At 46.4% G+C, this 23,600-nt stretch carries 3 protein-coding genes; all 3 read left to right on the top strand.

Annotated features, from left to right (window positions below; all coding sequences use genetic code 11):
• The first annotated feature begins 14 nt into the window (after positions 1–14).
• The 3 genes from M3629_RS11755 to M3629_RS11745 are packed head-to-tail and all read left to right on the top strand — an operon-like array spanning position 15 to position 23,598.
• Positions 15–3,866 carry an SDR family NAD(P)-dependent oxidoreductase gene (locus M3629_RS11755; protein ID WP_251506234.1) on the top strand — a complete coding sequence of 1,284 codons (3,852 nt, stop codon included), beginning with the start codon at positions 15–17 and terminating at the stop codon, positions 3,864–3,866.
• A gap of 13 nt (positions 3,867–3,879) precedes the next feature.
• Entirely contained in the window at positions 3,880–15,822 is an 11,943-nt protein-coding gene (locus M3629_RS11750; RefSeq protein ID WP_251506231.1) for a non-ribosomal peptide synthetase, read from the top strand.
• A 27-nt stretch (positions 15,823–15,849) separates the two neighbouring features.
• Positions 15,850–23,598 carry an SDR family NAD(P)-dependent oxidoreductase gene (locus tag M3629_RS11745; RefSeq protein ID WP_251506230.1) on the top strand — a complete coding sequence of 2,583 codons (7,749 nt, stop codon included), beginning with the start codon at positions 15,850–15,852 and terminating at the stop codon, positions 23,596–23,598.
• Positions 23,599–23,600: the final 2 nt, after the last annotated feature.

The following is a 23,600-nucleotide window of genomic DNA, read 5'->3' as shown; positions in this document are numbered from 1 at the left end:
ATAGGGGGAAGGCTATGCTGGATCAATTGTTCGACAGAGGGCTGTGGGATGAAGAAGATGAACAGGATACGGTGACCGAACTGGATATAACAACAGGAAAGAGACATGACATAGCCATTATAGGCGTTGGAGTCAAGTTGCCGACGGGTGAGTCAATCGATGATTTTTGGGCCATGCTTGATTACGGAATTGATTGTGTGCGTGAACTGCCTGGTCAGCGGAAGGAGCAACTCGATCAGTATTTTATGCACAAGGAAGGCTCGCTGGATCAAGTACGCTATTTAAACGGAGCTTATTTGGATGAGATCGATGAATTCGATTATTCCTTCTTTCGTATGAGTGCACAGGAAGCTAAATTAATGAGTCCTGTACAGCGCGTGTACTTGCAAACGGTATGGCATGCGGTTGAAGATGCGGGTTATGGAGGAGACCGTCTCTCAGGAAGTGCAACAGGTGTATATGTAGGCGTAATAGGTGATCAGGAAGGTTACAAATACAAACAGATGGTCGAAGAGCTAAACGCAGATATGTTACCTATTTCGACCGTCGGCAATCTTTCGTCCATTATTCCTGCAAGAATCGCATATATGCTTAATCTGACAGGGCCAGCGATGGTCGTGGATACGGCTTGTTCTTCCTCGATGGTTGCGCTGGATATGGCTGTACGTGCGTTGCGCGAAGGAAGCTGTGATACGGCTATTGCCGGTGGCATCAGACTTAACATGTTTCCACTCGATAAGGAATACTACAAAATTGGTATTGAGTCCAGCGACGGTGTTACAAGAGCCTTTGATGAACATGCAGACGGATCGGGAATGGGCGAAGGCGTCGTAAGTCTCGTGCTTAAGCCGGTAGAACAGGCCGTGAAGGATCATGATCATATTTATGCGGTCATTAAAGGCACAGCAGTCAATCAAAATGGATATTCGGCAGGAATCACGACGCCCAATGCAAAGGCTCATGAAAAAGTGTTGACACACGCTTGGCGTGATGCCGGAATTCATCCGGAGAGTCTGTCTTACCTCGAAGCTCATGGAACGGGAACACTCATCGGAGACCCGATTGAATTGGAAGGGGTTCAGGCCGCTTTTCGCAGATTTACGGATAAAAAGCAGTTTTGTGCCATAGGTTCGGTTAAATCAAATATTGGGCATCTATACGACAGTGCAGGATTAGCAGGGGTATTGAAAGCAATGATGGCATTAAAATTAGCTCGCCTCCCCGCTACGCTTCATTTTAATCGGCCGAATCGAAAATTTGATTTCCATAAATCTCCTGTTTATGTCAATGCCATCTCAAGAGATTGGGCAGCATCGGTTACGCCGCGAAGATGTGGGGTCAGTTCATTTGGTTTAAGCGGAACGAATTGTCATGTCGTATTGGAAGAAGCTCCGAAACGATCCGAGGAATTGAGCAGCGATGAATATTATCCTTTTTTAATTTCAAGTGTTACATCCAGCAATCTTTCCAGCCAGGTCCAATCTTATGCGAGATGGATCAGACAGAATCCAAAAGCAAATCTAAGGGATCTTTGTTGCACCGCAGCTACTGGCAGACATCATCATGCTTATCGGGCTGTTTGGATCGTCAGTTCTGTGGAGCAGTTACTTCAGTATTTAGAGCGCTTTCATGTTGAAGGGGAGTCTTCTTCACAAGTAGATAGATCACTTTATAGAGATCATCCGGTATGGACTTCAGAAGAACTGGTCATGAGATGGCACACGGAAGGTTGCGATCGAGAAGAGGCCCTTCAGTCACTATGTGCTCATTATCAAAATGGTGCCCGCATCGACTGGTCGAGAATTTATCCAGATGTGACCTATAACAAGCTGAGCTTGCCTCCATATACGTTTGAAAAAAATAAATGCTGGCTAGATGTTCCCCATAGTGGTGATTCTGCTCAGAACCCTCAAGAGGCGATGTATTATTCATTAACATGGAAGCCACGAAGTGAAGTTTACAATACCGCCTCATCCGAACTAAAACAGCTTGTCGTCATCCGCTCGGATGAAGAGGCGTATTCCAATTTAATGGTATCAAGCCTGCGTGAGACGGGAGTACAGGTTATTGACGTTATACTGGGGACATCTTTTTTTCAAAAAGATGCACAAACTTATGTAATCGGTAATGATGAGATGCATTATGCAAAGCTTTTGCAAGAACTGTCCGTCGGTAGCCCTTTACGTATCGTCCATACCGTTTCACTTGCTAATCATTCAATAGCAAAAGACGGTTTAAATGAAGGCCTTATGTCTGTCTGGAAGCTTAGCAAAGCATGTGCTCAGGTCACTGGGGATTCCATTGAGATTATTCTGATCACAGCTCTTGCCAATGAAGTGACAGGTGAAGAGCCTGACCTCTTTCCCGAAAATGCTGCCATGTTGAGTTTTGGACAGACGGTTCAACGTGAGATCCAAAGTCTGAAGTGTCTGTGTATCGATCTTGATCTTGACGAACGATGGGACGTGTCGAGTCTATTGCCATACTTGGTCGGGCCCCTGCAGACCCAATCACTTGCTGTTAGAAAAGGAGCGGTGTACAAGGCTGAATTCGGACCTGTTGATGTTCATTCCCTGCCTGAAGCGGAGATGAGTTGGCAGGAGGATGGTGTTTACCTGATTACAGGTGGACTTGGAGGGCTTGGAATCGAAATAGCAGACTATCTATTATCATTCGGGCGCCTGAATCTCGCCTTGCTTGCAAGAACGCCGCTGCCTGAACGTCATAGCTGGGATATGCTTTTGAAGGATGAACACATTCGCGCTTCGCTCAAAGACAAGTTGCTTCGCTTGCTTGATTTGGAGAAACGTGCAGGACAAATAGCTTATTTGACAACGGATGTAGCGGACCCGTTGCAATTGGGTCAAACCCTCGAACAATTAAGAAATCAGTTTGGTCGTATACGAGGCATTATTCATGCCGCAGGAGTAGGAAGTACGCAACATGCCGATGAGATGACAGAGCAAGAGTTCACTGCTATGCTTGCTCCGAAAGTAGCAGGTACCCGCCTGTTAGATCAGTTGACGGTATCCGATCAACCTGATTTTTTGGTACTTTTTTCATCTGTGGCTACTTTATTCGGATCTGCCGGACAGGCTGCTTATGCTGCGGCCAATGCTTATCAGGATGCTTATGCTCCACTGCGTAACCGGAAAGGTCTGCGCACGATAACGATCAACTGGACTACTTGGAAGCAGGTAGGCATGGCCTCCAGGGCCGGTTTTGATTTCGATACCTTATTCAAGGCAATATCCAAAGAATGGGCCATGGCAAGACTTTTTGAACTGATGGGAAAACAGAGCAATGGTCTGCTCATTGGAGAGTTGAATTGGAACTCATCGTATTTGAATATGCTGACGAAATACCATTTCCACCTTGAGGCAAGCATCCAGCGGAGAATGGAGAAGTTAGCGAAAAAGTCTGACAGAGTAGTGCAACAGGCTACGGATACTGAGGACCCCCCTATGATACAGGTCGCAGCAGAAAAGGAGTCAAACCGGAGATTTACCGGAGAGATGGAGCGGACGATTGCAGATATTGCCGGGCAATACCTCGGGATAAAAGAAATCAATGTACATGACAGCTTTTTTGAACTCGGTGCCGATTCTATCATGATCAAACAGATCTTCCTGAGATTGGACAAAATTTATCCTGGACAGCTGATCATGACCGATCTTTTTGAATACCCAAGCGTCTCGAGACTTACCACTTATCTGAGCAGTTCAGATGAACAGATGTTACAAGTGTCTTCTCAGAAAGCTTCTCTCGGAGAAGACCGTGACACAGATATTGAGGATTTATTCGATGAGATCGAACGAGGAGAATTGGATTTGGATGAAGCAATCCTTAACCTTCAAAAGATGTAGGGGGACGTGAAGCGTGGAGAAAATTCTGAAGCTCCTGGTGGAAAGTGTCAAGGATCAAAAGATGAATAAAGCAACGGCAGCTCAGATCGTCAAAATGCTAAAAGAAGAGGAAAAGAAACCCGTAAAGGATATTGCCATTATTGGCATATCAGCCAAGCTGCCCAATATGGACACGCTGGATGACTATTGGGACAATATCCAGAACGGGGTGGATTGTATACGTCCTATACCCAAGACAAGGAAGGCTGATATGGATGCTATGCTTGCTTATATGGATATCCCCGAGAAGGAGATTCAATATTACGAAGCGGCATATCTGGACAACATCGACCAGTTTGACCATGAGTTTTTTCGTATACCTCCCAAAGAAGCCAGCTTAACTGACGTCAATCAGCGTTTGTTTATGGAAACTGCCTGGGGAGCCATGGAGGACGCGGGGTATGGCAATGATAAATTATCCGGTACCAATACGGGGGTTTATGTAGGTTTTTCTAACAATATTAAAGATATGTACATGCGTTATATTACCGAAACAATGCAGACGAGTGCGCTCTCCATTGTAGGGAACCTGGCTTCCATTTTATCGAATCGAATCTCATACCTTTTGAATCTAAAGGGACCCAGTATTGTAGTGGATACGGCATGTTCCTCTTCCCTGGTAGCAGTAGCTATGGCATGTCAGGCGATACGGAATAAGGAATGCGATATGGCTATTGCAGGCGGTGTGAAGCTGCACCTCATGACCCGTGAAAACCAGAATGAGAAAATTGGAATGGAATCTCCAGACTACCGTACCAAAACATTTGATGACTCCGCCAACGGTGCCGGCATGGGCGAAGGGGTAACGGCGTTGCTTCTTAAGCCACTGGAGTCTGCGCAGCGTGACGGAGATCAGATCTATGCTGTAATTAAAGGTCTGGCTATCAATCAGGACGGAAGCTCTGGCGGACTCACTGTACCAAACCCGTCTACCCAGGCCGAATTAATTGTCAAAGCGTGGCAAGATGGCAACATTGATCCCGAGACCATCTCCTACTTTGAACCACACGGTACAGGAACGGAACTTGGTGATCCCATCGAGATTAAGGGCATCCAGAATGCCTTCAAGCAGTATACGTCCAAGAAACAATTTTGCGCGATCGGATCAGTTAAAACGAATATCGGTCATCTTTATGAAGCAGCCGGGACAGCAGGGTTGATTAAAGCGATTCTGGCATTAAAAAATAAAAAGCTTCCTCCAACGCTTAACTTCCAGAAGCCCAACAGGTCCATAGATTTCAGTGGATCACCGGTCTATGTGAATACGACTTTGCGCGATTGGACTACGGATGGGCGCTCGCCAAGACGCTGTGGCATCAGCTCTTTTGGTATTGGAGGCACGAATTGCCATCTGGTATTGGAGGAAGCACCTGTCTTGGCATCAGAGCATGCAACCGAGCGTAAGGTTACAGAGCCAGCCATTCTAACGTTGTCCGCCAAGACAGAGGAATCGCTGCGTCAGATGATTAACAAATATATTTACTTTCTGGAAAAAAAGGAGCTGCCTGCCCTTCAGGATATCTGTTACACCGCGAATACGGGAAGAGGAAAATTTCCTTACAGGGCTGCTGTATTGTGCACCAGCCATCGTGATCTGCATGACAAGCTGATTCAGCTAGAGCAGTCGGAGCAACTTTTTGAATCTTCATTCGGTTCGTACATCTATACCGGGTTCCATAAACTGGTTCAAGATGAAGATGCAGCAGAGCAGGAGTTCAGGCTCTCCCCATCATCCCGACATGAATTAAGCCTCTCCTTAGGAAAAACCATTGAAGAGTTTACGAACAGCCAGCAACAGAACATGGACGCACTGCATCAGGCTGCTTCCATTTATGTTTCTGGAGGCGACGCCAATTGGGAAGTCCTTTATTCGAATGAAAAAGTAATGAAGGTTAGTCTGCCATCGTACGCATTTCAGACGCGCAGATGCTGGATTGATATTCCTAAACGAAGCAAAAATGCAGATAAACTACAAGCAGACCGTATGTTTTATCAGTCTGTCTGGAAACAGCATTCTCCTATTTCAAGGGAAACTTCTATTTCCACATGGAAAGGAACTTTGCTTTTCTTTCAAGGTGAAGATCACGTTACTACCGCGTTGTCTTCCCGACTGGAACGTGAACCTGGGGCACAGGTTATTCGGGTAACCTGGGGTCAACATTACGAAAAACGTAGTGATTATCACTATGTGATTCGTGGTGTTGAGCAAGATTACATGCAGTTATTGGAAGATATCAAAGGTCAAGGACTGACGGATATTATTCACGGGTTTACCCTTGCTGAAAATTACAATGAAGATGCTTTACAAAGTGAGGAACGATTGGAACTCAGTCAAAAGCGCGGAATTCAGAGTGCATTTTACTTGACTCGTGCTCTTTTGCATCATCATTTAACCGAAGGACTACGCCTTCAATTTATCTCTTCTCTGGCTAATGCAGTTACAGGGCATGAAAATCTGGTACGGCCTGAGAACGCAACACTAAACGGCTTTGCCAAGGTCATTGAACAGGAGTACCCCGAAATTTCCTGTCGATTTATTGATGTAGATGCCTTGACTGATGCTGATGCCCTTTTTGAAGCATTGACGGGCTCACATGACCGTTTCCAAATTGCCTATCGCAACAACCAGCCATACGTAGAGGAATTGGATATTGCCCATATTCAGGAAGCTGAGCTTGATAGTGTAACGATCCGGGAGAATGGATTGTATTTGATTGCTGGCGGGACTGGCGGAATTGGTTTGCAATTTGCCAGACATTTGGCCGATGGCCGAAATATTCGTCTAGCTTTGGTCAGCCGTACAGGCATGCCGCAACGTAGCCAGTGGGACATGTTGATCCAAGAGGACCATACGGAAAAACTATCTGTTGAAATGAAAGAACGAATGACAACGATCATGGCTTTAGAAGCGCAAGGCACAAGTGTTGAATTGATTCAGGCCGATATTTCCAATATGGGGCAGATGACCGAAGCAATTCATGACTTAAAAGCAAAATATGGACCTATTTACGGTGTGATTCATAGTGCAGGTGTGGCCAACGACGGCATGATTATTCGCAAGGAAGAGAGCGCATTCGATGAGGTTCTAAGGCCGAAGGTGCAAGGAACCTGGATACTGGATCAATTAACGGCACAAGAGCCACTAGATTTCTTCGTGATGTTCTCGTCCGGTATTTCGATGCTGGGTGAGCCGGGACAGAGTGACTATGTGGCTGCGAACTGTTTCCTGGATAGCTTCGCGGCATATCGCGAGAAATCATCGGGACGAACACTGACGATTAACTGGCCAGCATGGAAGGAAGCCGGGATGGCTGCCAGATTTGGTCTGAATGTAGACACCGCATTTAAAACGTTGCCTACCAATAAGGCGATAAGCGCATTTGATATGGTTCTGAACCGTCAAATTCGCAGGGTACTGATTGGTGAACCGAATTATACGAGTGAACTCTTGCCTTTACTGGAATCGTCACGGGTTATTCAATTCTCAGAAGCGTTGAAAATTCGAATTCAACGAGAACGAAACACCTCTGTTCCCCAACATACGGAGCCGTCTCGTGTCGTGTATGAGCAAAAGGTAGAATTACATGGAAGAGCTAACGGCGTATATACGACGACGGAAAAAGAACTGGCTCAACTGGTTGGTTATGTTCTAGGGTTTACTGAGCTAGATGTGTATGACAACTTGTTTGAACTCGGTGTTGATTCGATCTCCATGATGCGTATCATTACCGAAATTCGGGTGCGCTACCATGTTCACTTGAACTATCATACATTCTTTGAAGGTATGAATATGGCCAAGCTGGCAGTTCATTTGGTGGATGCACTTAAGCAATCAGGCAAAATAAGCGAATATCCGCAACAACAACCTGATCCTGAGACGCTATATGAAGATTTTCCATTGACCGAAGTGCAGATGGCATATTTGCTTGGCCGAGATGATCGGTTTGAGATGGGTGGCACATCAACTCACTATTACTTGGAATTAGAGACCAGACTGGACATGGCTCATTTCCAGCGTGCTTTGCAAAAAGTGATACAGCGCCATCCAATGCTTCGAGCGATTATACTGCCTGAAGGCGTGCAAAGAATTTTGCCTCAGGTACCGGAATATCAAGTGGAAATTGTGGACCTGAGCGGACTGGGTGAGCAGAAACAGTGGGAGCAAATAGAACTGGTCCGGGATCGTATGTCACATCATGTGTTCAAACCTGATCAATGGCCATTGTTTGAGTTCAAAGCGTTCAAAATCGACGATGCCCGACATTATTTATTGTTTGGTTATGATCTGTTGATTTGTGACAGCGCGAGTATCCAGATTCTTGGCGAAGATTTGGTGCATTACTGCCGTGAGCCGGAAAATGAGCTTCCTCCGCTCCAGTTTTCATTCAAGGATTATATGATGGCATATAGCCAATTGAAAAACAGTGAGATGTATGCTCGCGATAAAGAGTACTGGATTGATCAACTGGAAACATTCCCATCGGCACCTGCGCTTCCACTGAAACAAGAGCCCAGACATATTAAAAATCCGCAATTCTCGCGACTGAGCTGGACGCTGGGGCGTGAATCGTGGACGCAATTAAAGCAGAAGGCACAGCAGAACAATGTAACACCTTCCGCGCTTTTATGTGCTGCTTTTGCCCGTGTGTTGGCTCGCTGGAGCAATCAGGATCGGTTGGCAATTAATCTTGCAGCGTTTAACCGATTCCCGTTTCATGAAGAAACAGACCGGATTATCGGGGATTTCACGTCTATTATGTTGTTAGAAATCAGTGAACAGAAACAGAGCACCTTCTGGGAACAAGCGAAAAACGTACAGCGTGGCATGCTCGATATGCTGGAGCATCGTCATTATGACGGGGTGGAGTTCATTCGCGAATTGGCTCGTCATCGGGAAGCCGGGACTTCTGCCATTATGCCCATTGTGTATACCAGTACATTATTTGTGGATGCGATTGGAAGCTGGCAGCATATCGGCGAACTTAAAATGGGGATTAGCCAGACTTCTCAGGTGTACCTTGATAATCAGGTTATGGAAACCGACGGACAGTTAACGATCAACTGGGATCATATTCAGGACCTTTTTGATGATGAGACATTATCGGCCATGTTTAACGAGTATACGTCGATGATTATACATCTTAGCGAACAACCCAATGTCGAGTTTGTCCCGAGTCTGCCTGAGCGGGATGAGATGGTATGGCGTATCTTTAATGCCACGGCGCAAAGATATACACCTTCCACATTGCATGGGGCGTTCATGGAACAGGTCACAAAGTCTCCTCATGAGACAGCGGTCATTTATAACGATCAGCAACTAACTTACCAGCAGTTGCATGAACGTTCCAACCAGCTTGCACACTATCTGATGCAGCAAGGGGTTACACGAGGAGACCGGGTGGGACTATTTGCTGAACGCGGAATAGAAACGATTGTAAATGTAATTGGCATTCTAAAAGCCGGAGCGGCCTATGTGCCTGTTGATCCGGATTATCCGGAAGAACGTCAGCATTATATATTGCACAATAGTAATTGCAACATATTGTTGCGGCCTGATGTATACGATACCGAAAAGCTGAGCAGCTTTCCGGTAGAACCCGTAAGGCATGAAGTGGAACCTCACGAGCTAGCCTATATTATCTATACTTCTGGCAGCACGGGAACTCCCAAAGGTGTCGCTACGGCTCATGGTCCGGCAATGAACACGATTCATGATATCAATATGAAGTTTGAGGTCAACGGTCAGGATCGGATTCTCGGTATCTCTTCCATGTGTTTCGATCTGTCCGTGTATGATATTTTTGGCGCACTGGCAGCGGGAGCGGCACTTGTCATTGTTGCTGATCAGCGTGATATTCATGATATGTATGACGTGATACAACAGAGCAGAGTGACGATATGGAACTCCGTACCGGCAATCATGCAGTTAATGACGGAGTACGCCATGGACCAGGTCAATGAACAACTGAGACTTGTCTTGCTTAGTGGAGATTGGATACCAAAGAAGTTGCCTGAACAGGTGCAAAACGGTTTTCCTTCTGCACAAGTTATCAGTTTGGGCGGGGCCACAGAGGCATCCATCTGGTCTATCTATTATCCGGTCAATGCGGTAGGTTCAGACTGGAATAGCATTCCTTATGGCAGACCACTCGCGAATCAGACATTTTACACGCTGGACTTTGCGGGCAGAATCAGTCCGGTTGATGTGATCGGTGAGCTGTGCATAGGCGGGGTTGGGTTGGCCGAAGGATATTTTAACGATCCCCTCAAGACAGATCAGGCTTTCTTTAACCATCCGGAGCTAGGTCGGTTGTATCGTACAGGAGACTTTGGTGTATTACGAAGAGCAGGATATATTGAATTTCTCGGCAGACGGGACTCCCAGGTCAAAATCAGGGGATATCGTGTGGAACTTGGGGAGATTGAGAGCAAACTGGCCGTGATTAAAGGTGTCAAACAGGCAGTTGTTATGGACAAAGTGGACGAACATGGGACCAAAACATTGGTGGCCTATTACTCGGGAGAACACAGCTATGGAGAGCTGGACATAAAACGTCTCTTGGCACAAGTACTTCCGGATTATATGGTCCCACAGCATTTAATTCGTGTCGAGCAGTTTCCACTGACTCCTAATGGCAAGGTTGACCGTAAAGCATTGCCAGAACCGGTATTCGGGCAGTATCAGAGTGCCCTATCGGGCACGGAAAGTCCGACCGAGCAAAAACTTGTCGCACTTTGCGAATCCGTATTCGGTTTGCATGGCATAGGGATTCGCGACAGCTTTTTTCAAATGGGAATCAACTCCATAAAAATGGTGCAGCTGGTGAACCGAATCGATCAGGAATTTAATCGCCGTCTAAGCTTCAGGGAATTTATGGCCTTGAGAGATATTTACGAGTTGGCGGACTTGCTAGAAAAATCATTTGAAACTGAACCATCCATGGAAACTGTGCATTATCCGCAGCATAATCCTTCACCTGATCCGGAAGGGCGTCCATTCCCGCTGACCGAGGTGCAGATGGCTTATGTTGCAGGTAGAAGCAAGGCTTTTGAAATGGGAGGAACGTCAACACACGGATACCTTGAATTTGAAAGTGACCTGGATATGACTCGTTTCAATGAGGCTTTAATCAAAGTGATTGAGCATCATCCGATGCTGCGTGCGATTATTTTGTCTACCGGAGAGCAACGTATACTTCCCGAAGTACCAGCGTATAAGCTGGATATTGAAGATATCAGCATGCTGAGTCCAGGAGAGATGGAACGCTTGCTCACCGTAGAAAGAGAGCGAATGTCTCATCACATTTTTGAATTGGAGCAATGGCCATTATTTGAGATTCGTGCGAAGAAAATATCCGAGCATACACATCTTTTGTTGTTTGGCTATGATTTGCTGATCGCAGACGGGGCGAGCATTCAGATTTTTAACGATGATCTGCTGAAATATTATCATCATCCTGATCTGAAACCTGAGCCGATTTTATTTACGTTCCGGGATTATATTCTTGCTTACAATGAGTTTCGAAAGTCCAGTACCTATCAGGCGGACAAATCGTACTGGCTTGCACGAGTTGAAGAATTTCCCGCAGCGCCTGCACTTCCTTTGAAGACAGATCCAACACGGATTAGCGAGCCCAAATTCAAACGTCTCAGTGCCGTTTTTGAATCAGAGCAGTGGGAGTCACTGAAAAAAATAGCGAATGGACAAGGGCTAACGCCTTCTTCACTTTTGTGCGCGGCCTATGCCCGGATTTTATCTTACTGGAGTAATCAGCCTAGGCTCGCACTGAATCTGACGGTTTTTAATCGCTATCCATTCCATCCAAGCATACAACGCATGATCGGTGACTTTACGTCCATGATTTTAATTGATGTAGATATGACGTCCACGAATGATTTTATGCAGCAGGTTGGGCATGTTCAAAATAGCATTCTAGAGGCGTTGGAGCACAGGCATTACGAAGGTATCGAATTCATACGAGACCTCTCCAAACATCATCAAATGGGGAATAAGACCGTGATGCCTATCGTGTTCACAAGCATGATCTTTAACGAGCGCGATGCATCGGATAATACTCACGGACTGATCGGAAAAGTCCGTGAGGGAGTTAGCCAGACATCCCAGGTTTATTTGGATCATCAGGCTTCGGATGCGGGAGGACAGCTGACACTAACTTGGGATTATGTGCAGGATCTATTTGATGAACAGGTTATTGAAACGATGTTTGCTCAGTACACTTCGCTGCTGAAAGGTCTGATTACGGGGGAAAGCAGTCTTGGACCGGACCTTCCTGCTGCGGACCTCAGCATTCTGGAAAGGTATAACGACTCGGCTGCTAATTTCGTACCAACGACATTACAGCACCTCTTTGACATCACAGCTAAACGCTATCCTAATCAGGATGCGCTGTTATTCGGGGATGAGCGGATGAGTTATGCAGAATTGGATCAGAAGTCGGGTCAGCTGGCAGGGTATCTGCTTGAACAGAAGATAGGACGAGGAGATCGTGTGGGTGTCATGGCCAGACGCCGAATGGAAACCATCGTGAACATTATGGCGGTGTTGCGAACCGGTGCCGCATATGTACCACTAGAACCTGAGTATCCGGAAGACCGACGTGCTTACATGATTGCGAACAGTGAGTGCCGTGTGGTTCTGGATGTAGATGCATATGTTCAAGTTTCAGCCTCCACATACGGTGTACTGGAGGGTGAGCCTTATGGAGAACCCGATGATCTTGCATACGTTATTTACACCTCGGGAAGTACAGGTCGGCCCAAAGGGGTGGCCATTGCACAAGGGGCGGTAAGCAACACGATTCAGGATATGAACAGAAGATTCGGAGTTCATGCGCAGGACCGTATAATTGGCGTATCATCCATGTGTTTTGATTTGTCGGTATATGATATCTTCGGTGCGCTTTCTTCAGGGGCAGCTCTTGTGTTGGTATCTGACCAGAGAGATATGCGTTTAATGATGGAAGCTGTTGATCGTCATAGAGTGACGATCTGGAACTCGGTCCCGGCGCTGATGGACATGTTTACGGATCGACTGGAATCAGATGCGGCGCGCAATTATCGCTGGGCAACGGATGAAGACAACTTGGCTGCTGTTCAACAGTCTGTTGTAACGGAATTGGAAGAGCCTTTATATCATTGGTCCTTCTCTACATTATGGCGTATGGAAGGAAAGCACGTTTATGTGGATGAATTTAAATGTCCAGAATGTGCTTCCCTCATGTTCCCTGAGTTATATTTTCTTGCACAAAAGGGAATTCGTCTATCAGAGATTACCCCTTTATTCCCTGAATTATCAGCTAAAGAAGTACATTCTGTCACGGAAATACTTGTTCGTAAACGTGCTCTGGTTAGCGGACTTATGGAACCTGTTGAGATATTCAAGAAGCAGGCAGAGTTGTTCCGTAACCCGTATGACGAAAAAGTCGCCTATGATGCACAAGCCTATGAGTCTTTCAAAAAAATTCAGCTGAATCGAACGTTTGGAGAAGAAACAGCAGCTACAGTGCAGTTGGAACGCGGGGTGAAATATCCAGATTTTATATCCAAGCGCCGTTCACATCGCTCCTTCATAGAGGATCAGCCGATTACACTGGAACAGTTCTCCAATCTGATCGGAGTGCTTGGTCAGTATTACGATGGACAGGAAACACGGTATTATTATCCATCTGCTGGCGGGTTGTATCCGATAGATGTATTCGTATATGTGAAAGAAGGCCGAGTTACAGGAATGAAGGCAGGATTATATTACTTCAGTCCAGTAGAGCATACGCTACGTCTCATTCACAACGGATCAGCATGTATGGATGAAATGCATTATTACACAAACAAGTCGATCTATGCTTCTTCGGCATTTACCGTATTTTTTATCTACAATGCGGAAGCAACAATGCCCAAATATGGTGCGCAAGGTTACTTGTATTCACTCCTTGATACAGGAATTATGGTGTCTACGCTAAACAGTGTGGGTGAAATGTTGGGCATTGGAATGTGTTCGATTGGAGATATGCTCTTTGAGAAGGTAAAACCGTTATTTGGTCTAAACGAAAATCAGATATGGCTGCATACAGTAGAGGCTGGATTAAGACCGGATTTTTCAATAGATTCAATGGGAGAATGGACAAGCTTCAACGAGCATTCCGAAAAAGCCTTTGGCGTAAAAGAGTCCGGTTATCAGGACTCCCAGCTAACCAGTTATATCGAATCAAAGGAACTTAAGGTATCTGTTCTGGGTTCTCAAGCTTCTGTGATGAGTGAAGTGAAACTGGAAGAATCGATCTTATCCGAAGCGGATAAATCCGTGCAGAGAGGTGATCGAGCAAGCAGTCTGCGTCTTGTGATGCTGAGCGGAGATTGGATTCCGTTAGCCCTGCCGGACAAGATCAGAAATCTATGTCTTGATGCACACGTTGTGAGCTTAGGCGGAGCAACCGAAGCTAGCATTTGGTCCATTTTTTATCCCATCGATACCGTTTCCAAAGATTGGAAAAGTATTCCTTACGGATATCCACTCGCGAATCAAACCTTCCATGTGCTGGATTATCACCTGCGTTCATGTCCGGTTGATGTTCCGGGGGAACTGTTCATCGGCGGCTCAGGCTTGGCTAACCAATACGTGAATGATCCGGAAAAAACGGAGCAAGCATTTATCCAACATCATACACTGGGCCGTCTGTACAGAACGGGGGATCATGGTGTTATGCGCAAAGAAGGTTATATTGAATTTTTAGGTAGAAAGGATAATCAGATCAAGATCAGGGGACATCGTGTAGAACTGGGCGAGATTGAGGCTGTGCTTGTCCAGCATCCTGAGCTGAAGCGAGTATATGTAATGGATCGGCTGAATGAGCAGAAGAAAAAGGTTCTGTGCGCCTATTACGTATCGGATGGAGAAATCTCCATTACGGATTTGAGAGAGTTCCTGATTTCCAGATTACCCGAGTACATGGTACCTTCGTTCTTTATAAGGATGGAATCATTTCCATTGACACCTAATGGGAAAATGAACCGAGCAGCTTTGCCTGAACCAACAGCAGTTCACACCGTTCAAGTGCAATATCAAGCTCCGGCAAGCAACATTGAGAAACAGCTAGTACAGATATGGAGTGAGGTACTTGGCAATACCCATATCGGTGTGAATCAGCATTTCTTTGAAATCGGCGGCGACTCCGTTCTTATGATTAAGGCACATGCGAAGCTTGATGATCAGTATCCGGGGATTGTCAAAATAACGGACATGTTTAATCTGCCGACCATTTCGGACATTACCGCTTTTATTGAAGAACGGTTGGATGAGATGGATGTTACGCATGTACCACGAAATCTTATTCCATTATCTGCGGATTTCTTTATAGATGTGGAATCGACATCCAATGAAATTCAGGAGTTGCAGTTTGCCTTGCCTTCAGAGCATTATAACCGCGTTATAGATGCCTCAAGGAAGTGGAAGGTTGAGGAAGATGACATTTTATTTGCCGCTTTTGCGTACCTGCTCGCACAGACGTCAAATCATGATCAGTTGAAAATTCATGCTGCTATTGGACAGCCGGAACATGTTCAGGTATTTGACCTGGACTTCGGTACACTGGAGCGGTTTGATGAATTGTTTACTCTCATTCATCAATCCAACCATTCCGTTAACGGTGAGAGATTCCATGTCAAGTATGTCAATTCCCTTGTAGCCGAATCAGGCACAGGGACGCTACCTTTGTTTTATAACCGTGACTCCATTGCTTCGGGAGTACCGATATCCGAACTGTACGACTTAACCTTACAAGTGGTGCATCAAGAGACCGGTTTGCAGATTGTATGTAGTTTCCGTTCTATGAAATGGCGCAAAAACAAGGTGGAGTCACTATTGCAGATCTACTTCAAACTGCTTAATGCAATGCTGGAATGATCTCAGCCGACGGTAAAGGAGAACAAAATGAAAAAAGGATTAATGGGAAGCATTAAACTGGATGATCTCCTGGAAGATGGAACGGAATCGGTCGATATCGAAAATGTTTCGACAAAGGACATTGCCATCATTGGGATGTCCGGCAGATTCCCGGGTGCGGAGGAGCTAGAGACATATTGGAGCAATCTGCTGAACGGTGTGGATAGTATTGGCGATTTCCCTGCGGAACGTCAGTCTTTTACGGATTATTTTATGAAAACACGCGGGGAAACGGTGGCTTATACCCAAGCCGGATTCCTGAACCATATTGATCGATTCGATTATCGTTTTTTTAATATGTCTCCGCGTGAGGCATCCCTAATGGACCCCAATCAACGATTATTTCTTGAAACGGCATGGCATGCCATCGAGGATTCCGGATATGGAGGCGGCAGGCTTAAAGGAAGCAACACCGGGGTGTATGTTGGATTTCGTAACGATGAGGTCTATGACTACAAAAGATTAATTACCGATCTTGACCCTCAGGCAGATCCCAGTGCAGTTCCTGGTAATTTGGCCTCCATTCTGGCTAGCCGGATATCCTACCTGCTCGACCTGAAGGGGCCTAGTCTTTGTCTTGATACGGCATGTTCATCGTCTCTTGTCGCCATACATCTGGCATCACAAGCGATTCGAAACGGCGATTGTGATCTGGCGGTTGCCGGCGGTGTGAAGATACGTCTTTTTCCACTGGATGAGGGTAACAAGCTTGGTGTAGAGGCCCCCGACGGTAAAGTGAAGGCATTTGATGCAGATTCGGATGGGACGGTTTGGGGAGAAGGTGCTGCGGCTATCGTGCTCAAACCTTTGAACAAAGCAATCAGAGATCGGGACCACATCTATGCCGTAATTAAAGGCAGTGCGGTGAATCAGGATGGAACGTCTGTGGGTATTACCGCACCGAATACGGCATCTCAGGCGGAACTGCTGGTGAAGGCGTGGAAAAATGCCGGCATTCATCCGGAGACGCTGGGTTATATTGAAACACACGGTACGGGAACAGATATGGGGGACCCTATTGAGTTCGAAGCTTTACGCAGGGCCTTTCAGAAATTCACGAACAAAAAGCAATTCTGCGCCATTGGCTCGGTAAAGACCAATGTTGGGCATTTGGATTGTGTAGCCGGAATGGCTTCGTTATTCAAGGTTATTATGGCCATGCGAGAAGGTGTAATGCCACCTACGCTACATTTTCAACGTCAGAATTCCAAAATTAACTTTGAGGACTCGCCTGTATATTTGAATACACGGTCTAGAACATGGCATGCAGATGGAGCACCTAGAAGATGTGGTGTAAGTGCATTCGGGCTGAGTGGTACGAATAGTCACATTGTCATAGAAGAGGCTCCGCATCAAATCAAAAGCAAAACGGTCTCATACCCGGATCATCAGATACTGACAATTTCGGCCAAGAGTCAACCAAGCTTGCAAAAGCAGGTGCAAGCCTATCAAAATTTGCTTGCCTCCAATCCAACGATTTCATTGGCTGATCTATCCTATTCAGCTAATACAGGAAGGGGGCACTACACTCATCGGCTGGCAATAATCTACAGTAATTACGAGGATTTGAAAAATAAATTATATCTTGTGCTGGAAAAAAGCGTGACTGGGTTTGAAGTATACGGTATCCATTCAGGGGTTCATCGGATTACGTCAGCTGGTGCACTTGAGTTCAAACGAGATGAAGGCGAAATTACAGAACAGGAAGTCAAACGATTGGGGCAAGAGGTCGAACGTTGGCTCACTGAAAGGAGCTTGCATCCCTTAACGGTTTTGCTGGAAACCGTCAGTGATTTGTATGTGAAGGGAGCCGAGGTGAACTGGGAGGAATTATACAGAGAACAGTCTGTGAGCAAAATACCTCTCCCGTCTTACAAGTTTGAACCTAACGTATGCTGGCTGGACTGGAAATCGTACAGTAACTCATATCAAACGGCTGCTTCCAATCCAAGTATGTATCGGACTCGTTGGGTCAAGACGGCATCTGATAGACAGCTTACGTCTGGTCGGCATGAGCAGGCAGTCGAAGAAGAAATCGTTCTGGTACTGCGAAAAGATCATGATGTGGAAGGCGAGCAACTGGAAGTGGCATTGCGCAATCAGGGGCACAAGCTGGTGTCCGTAACAGTAGACGGAGACAAGGCAGTGATGGAAGGTATTCCGGGATCAATGGATCTCGCGTCAGAAGAGGTATACGATCAACTGGCGGCGGCTCTTTCGACTTGCAAGACTGCTCGGATTATTCATTTGTTACATGCGGTTCCTAAATTGCAGACTCAGCAACTGGAAGAGCTTGCACAAGCTGAACTGCAAGGCCCCCTAAGTCTGTATAGACTGGTTAAGTCCCTTGTACATAGGGACAGCTCCACTCGGATTCAGATTTCAATAGCCACAATCAATGCGTATCAAGTGACAGGAGATGAAGGTGAGCTCTATCCCGAACATGCTGCCTTAGCCGGTTGGGCGAAGGTGATCGGAAAAGAATACTCGCATATTCAATGTCAAAGTATTGATAGGGATGAACATACTCTTTTGAGCTCCATTCCCGAATTCGTAGACAAGTCAGAGAACTTCGGTGAAAATGCAGCCTACCGCAACGGGGAGCGCTATGTTGAGCAGTTGGAAGACTGGGATGGCGAGCAGCAGGAAAGCATGACGTGGCAACTAAAAGAGGATGGATGTTATATCATCACTGGCGGAGCAGGAGGCATAGGCTCGGAGATCGGCAGATGGATGGCTGGTCAAGCCAAGGTGCAATTAGCCCTGCTTGGGCGAACTGAATTGCCAGCCAGAGAGCATTGGGAGTTGCTTCAGAACAATGGGAACGAACAAACCGCTGTTCAAGACATCATCGGTGAAATTAAAGCAATAGAGAGTCTTGGCGCAAAGGTATCGTATTTTAGCGTAGACGTATCAGATGATATGCGTCTGGCAGAAACGTTGCAAACGATTAGAGAAATCTATGGTCCTGTGCGAGGTATCGTACACTGTGCGGGAGCCGGCAGTAGTCAGGTTACAGATGTAAAGACAGAAGAAGAAGTCAGACAAACCCTTGCTCCCAAAATTAGAGGGACATGGTTGTTGGATCGTCTTACTCGGGAAGATCAGCCTGACTTTATGTTGCTCTGTTCTTCTGTGGCTACCACGTTCAGTGCATTGACTATGGGAGACTATGTTGCAGCTAACGCATACCTGGATACGTTTGCTGCGCAGCGAAGCAAAGAGGGATCCCATACACTCGCCATTAACTGGACAACTTGGAAAGAGAGAGGCATGGCGGCGCGTTCTGGATTTACGGCGGATACGATTTTTAAGGCCATAATGCCTGATCAGGCCATTCAAGCTCTTGCAGATGTTACAACTTGCAGAGCAAACCGCGTGATTATAGGCGAGCTGAATATCGATGGTGGCGGAGTACCCCTGTTGGAGCGTTCAGGTGTACGTGTTGATCCACAGTTGCTTGAACGGGTGAAGCAAATAAAAAGCATGACCAAATCTAGATTAGATCATTCTTCTGCTTCATCATTCTCGCATCATGGATCAGGTCAGGTCATTCTAACGGGAAAAGAACAGGAAGACTACACAGAAGCAGAGCGGCGTGTTGCTGATGTATGCAGACAAGTCCTCGGTTTTGAAGAAATTAATATTCATGAAAATTTCTTTGAGCTGGGCGCAGATTCTCTCTTGTTAAAAACGATGCATGCGCGACTGGAGCTGCTTGATCCCGGTTCGCTTGTCATTACAGATCTGTTCGAGCACGCAACAGTCTATAAGTTGGCTCGTTTTCTGGTGAGCAACCGCAAAAATGATTATGGCACAACCGAATTTGAACCTGGTAAGACCACCGAGCATGATATTGCGATTATTGGAATCTCCGTCAAATTGCCCAATGCCAACACCGTAGATGATTTTTGGGAGAACATTCGTAACGGCGTGGATTGCAGAACGGATTTGTCAGCAGAACGCAAGGAAGCCATTGAGCGTTATATTCGATTCAAGCAGTTTCCGGAGGGCAGCATTGCTCTGGTGGAAGGCTCTTATATTGATGAGATTGATAAGTTTGACCATACATTTTTCCGGTTATCACCCAAGGAAGCGAGCCTGATGGACCCTCATCAACGTCTTTTCTTGCAAGCTTGCTGGGAAGCTGTTGAGGATGCGGGGTGCCTGAAGGATATCAGTGGGAGTCACACGGGCGTATTTGTCGGGTATTCGCCAAATATACGTGATATGTATTCTCGTCTTATTTATGAGACGAATCCAAGCTTGCTTTCCAGTGCCATGGTGGGCAATACCGCTGCAGTAACCTCAGGCAGAGTGTCCTACATGCTCGATTTAAAAGGGCCCTCCATGGTCGTGGACACGGCATGCTCATCTTCACTTGTTGCTGTGGATGCCGCTTGTCAATCCATTCGTAGCGGGAACTGTGAAATGGCTATTGCCGGAGGAATTAAAATCCATACGATGCCAATTCACCATACCCATACACGAATGGGGATTGGTATGGAATCGATGGACGGAATTACCCGCGCATTTGATGAAGAATCGGAAGGAACCGGGTTTGGCGAAGGCATCGGTGTAGTCCTGCTCAAACCACTTGAAAAAGCCAAGCAGGACGGCGATCACATCTATGCCGTTATCAAAGGTTCAGCATCGAATCAAGACGGCAGTTCTGCCGGCATGACAGCGCCGAATCCGGCAGCTCAGGAAGAGGTCATTCGCAAGGCGTGGAACGATGCAGGGATAGACCCGGGAACGATCGGTTATGTTGAGGCTCACGGGACGGGCACACCTCTTGGAGATCCAATCGAAGTAAACAGCTTAACCCGTGCGTTTCGCGCATTTACGGATAAACGTAATTTTTGTGCGATTGGATCGGTAAAAACCAATATGGGCCATTTGCTGGAGGCGGCCGGAATCATTGGTTTGATTAAAACGGCCCTTGCACTGAAAAATAGGGAATTGCCCGCAACCATTCACTTTAATCGACCGAACGAAGATATTCCGTTCCATGATTCTGCGATCTATGTCAATACGGTGACCCGTAAGTGGGAGGTGCAGGGTCATCCACGGCGGGCAGGCGTCAGTGCGTTTGGCATGAGTGGAACCAATGCACATATTGTACTGGAAGAGCCGCCGTCAGAATATGTGAATGAGACTTTGGCTGATCAGGATGAGAGCCGTCGAACCGAATTGTTCATGCTCTCTGCCAAATCGCTTGAGAGCTTGAAACAGCTTATCTCCCGATACAGTGCATTTGGTCCAGAGTTATTGGAAATGGATCTGCGCGATATATGTTACACGGTACAGTCAGGTCGCAGTCATTACCCGCACCGACTGGTCTTTGCGGTAGATACTGTCGCAGAGCTTGTCTCCCGCCTGAATGAGCTGATGCAGATTAATTTTTGGGAAACATCTGATGCAGAAAGAACAGCCTTTTATCATTATGGCGAACATCGACTGGTATCAGGTACGGATGGAGTGAGGCGTCAAGAAGATCTAACTTTCTCCCAGAAGGACAGCATGAGTGCGGAGCTTGAACAGGCAGTTACGTCTTGGATAGCCAGCCAGTGTAGTGATCACTCTAAGCAGATTCAAATTTGTGAGCTGTATGCTTCAGGTGCAGATCTGCCACAGATGGTAGATAAAGGCGCATATGAGCCTCGTAAAGTAAGACTTCCTGTGTATGCGTTTGAGCGCAGAATGCACTGGCTGGATATTCCTGAGGTATCTAGAGTGAGCGTCAAAACCAGTGAGCAGCCTTTTCATGTCATTCGGTGGATGCATGCTCCCTCGGATTCCGGGACGTCCTGGATGTCCACGGGTACTGGAGATGTACTCCTGTTTACGGGAAAATCAGCCTTATCGTTATCCATCTATGAGAGCTTGACTGCTGCAGGACGCAGGGTTGTTCAAGTTGAGACAGGTCATCAGCGGAATTTGAATTCAGATGATGGACTTTATTATCTTGATTCCAGCAAACAGGCATATGAACAGTTATTAACTCGTCTCCAGGCCGAGTATCGCTTCACACATATTATCCATATGGGCACGACAGGACAGGAGCTGATCCCGGAGAGTGCTGAACAGTTGGAAAACACGCAACAGCTTGGTGCGCGCAGCTTGATGTATCTGACCCAGGCGCTTGCCCATGTAGGTTATGAACGGGGGCTAAGTCTTACCCTCATATCCGAATATGTGAATGAAGTGACTGGCAACGAACGTATTATACAGCCGCATCAGGCTCCCTTTATGGGGATGGGGAAAGTGGTCGCACAAGAATTGATGGGCATTCACTGTTCCTTTGTGGATATTGATGATGCAGTCTCGGCTGGACAAGTATTGCAGGAAATCGGTCATCAAACAAGGTTGTATCTCGTAGCTTATCGAGATGGAAATCGCTATGAAGAGCAGTTTGAGACCCTCGACAACGATACGTTAATTAGCCGTTCGCCAGATATCAAAGCTGAAGGTGCGTATGTTGTCACTGGAGGAACAAAAGGCATTGGACTGGAAGCCGCTCAGTATCTGGCTGACAAGGGAGCTGGACATGTAGTGTTGCTTGCACGAACCTCATATCCACCTCGTGAACAGTGGCTTGGATACATCGAAGATAACCAGGATCGTGACGCAGAAGTGTGTAACTCTCTAGGCCGGATGATAGAGATGGAGAAGAAGGGCACGACATGTTCTATTTATCAACTGGATATCAGTAACAAGGATAGATTAAGCATCGTGTTTGAAGAAATTCGACAAACTTGTGGTCCGATTCGCGGTGTAATTCACAGTGCCGGGGTTCCTGGTGAAGGGACGCTAATGCGCAAAACAGAAGAGCAGTTCTCGGCTGTGTTCAATCCTAAAGTAAAGGGAACGTGGGCGCTTGATCAAGTTACTCTTGAGGATGACTTAGACTTTTTCCTGCTGTTTTCTACGATTTCTACCGTATTTGCTGCTCCTGGGCAGGGAGACTATGCAGCTGCCAATGCATATCTTGATTCCTTCGCCACTTACCGAAGCAAGCTGGGGAAACGAACAATGACGGTTAATTGGAACACATGGCGGGATACCGGAATGGGAGTTCGTTACGGGATCAATGTAGATGGTGTTTTCTCGGCTATTCCTACGGAACAAGGCATCCATTGGCTTGACCGCGCGCTTGGTACGAGTATGAGTCGGGTCATTGTCGGAGAGATCAATCGGGACAGCGAGATGCTGGGCATGATGTCGAGCGTTCCTATTAGACTGTCTGACGAACTGATGTCCTTGAATACTAGGGTGAAGCCCTCAACTATACAGGAACAGGCACCCTCAAGTTATGCAGAAGTTATTTTGGACGGTAGAACAGGTGAGGGAGTATCTGGCGATGTAGAGGATTTGATTGCCCAAATATTTGGTTCGGTTCTGGGATTTAGCGAAATCAACATTCATGACAGCTTTTTTGAATTAGGTGGAGATTCAATCATGTTAGGTCAGATGCATGAATTATTGGAGCGTCACTTTCCAGGCAAATTCAAATTGGTAGACTTGTTCGAATACACGACTGTGGACAAACTCAGCAAATATATCACAGGCAGTGACGAGCAAGGCATGCCTGCTCCATCAACCGGATTCGCTTCACAGGAGCAGACTGGAAGTTTGAATGATGCGTTAAGCAATATGCTGGACAAGTTGCAGGATGGTGAAGTATCTGTCGAAGACATTCTTCTTCGATTGGATGAAATACGGCCAGGGGAGTGAGC

Source organism: Paenibacillus polysaccharolyticus (assembly GCF_023714295.1).
GTDB classification, from domain to species: domain Bacteria; phylum Bacillota; class Bacilli; order Paenibacillales; family Paenibacillaceae; genus Paenibacillus; species Paenibacillus polysaccharolyticus_A.
The sequence above is the reverse complement of the archived record's forward strand: the minus strand, read 5'-3'. Positions and strand labels throughout refer to the sequence as shown.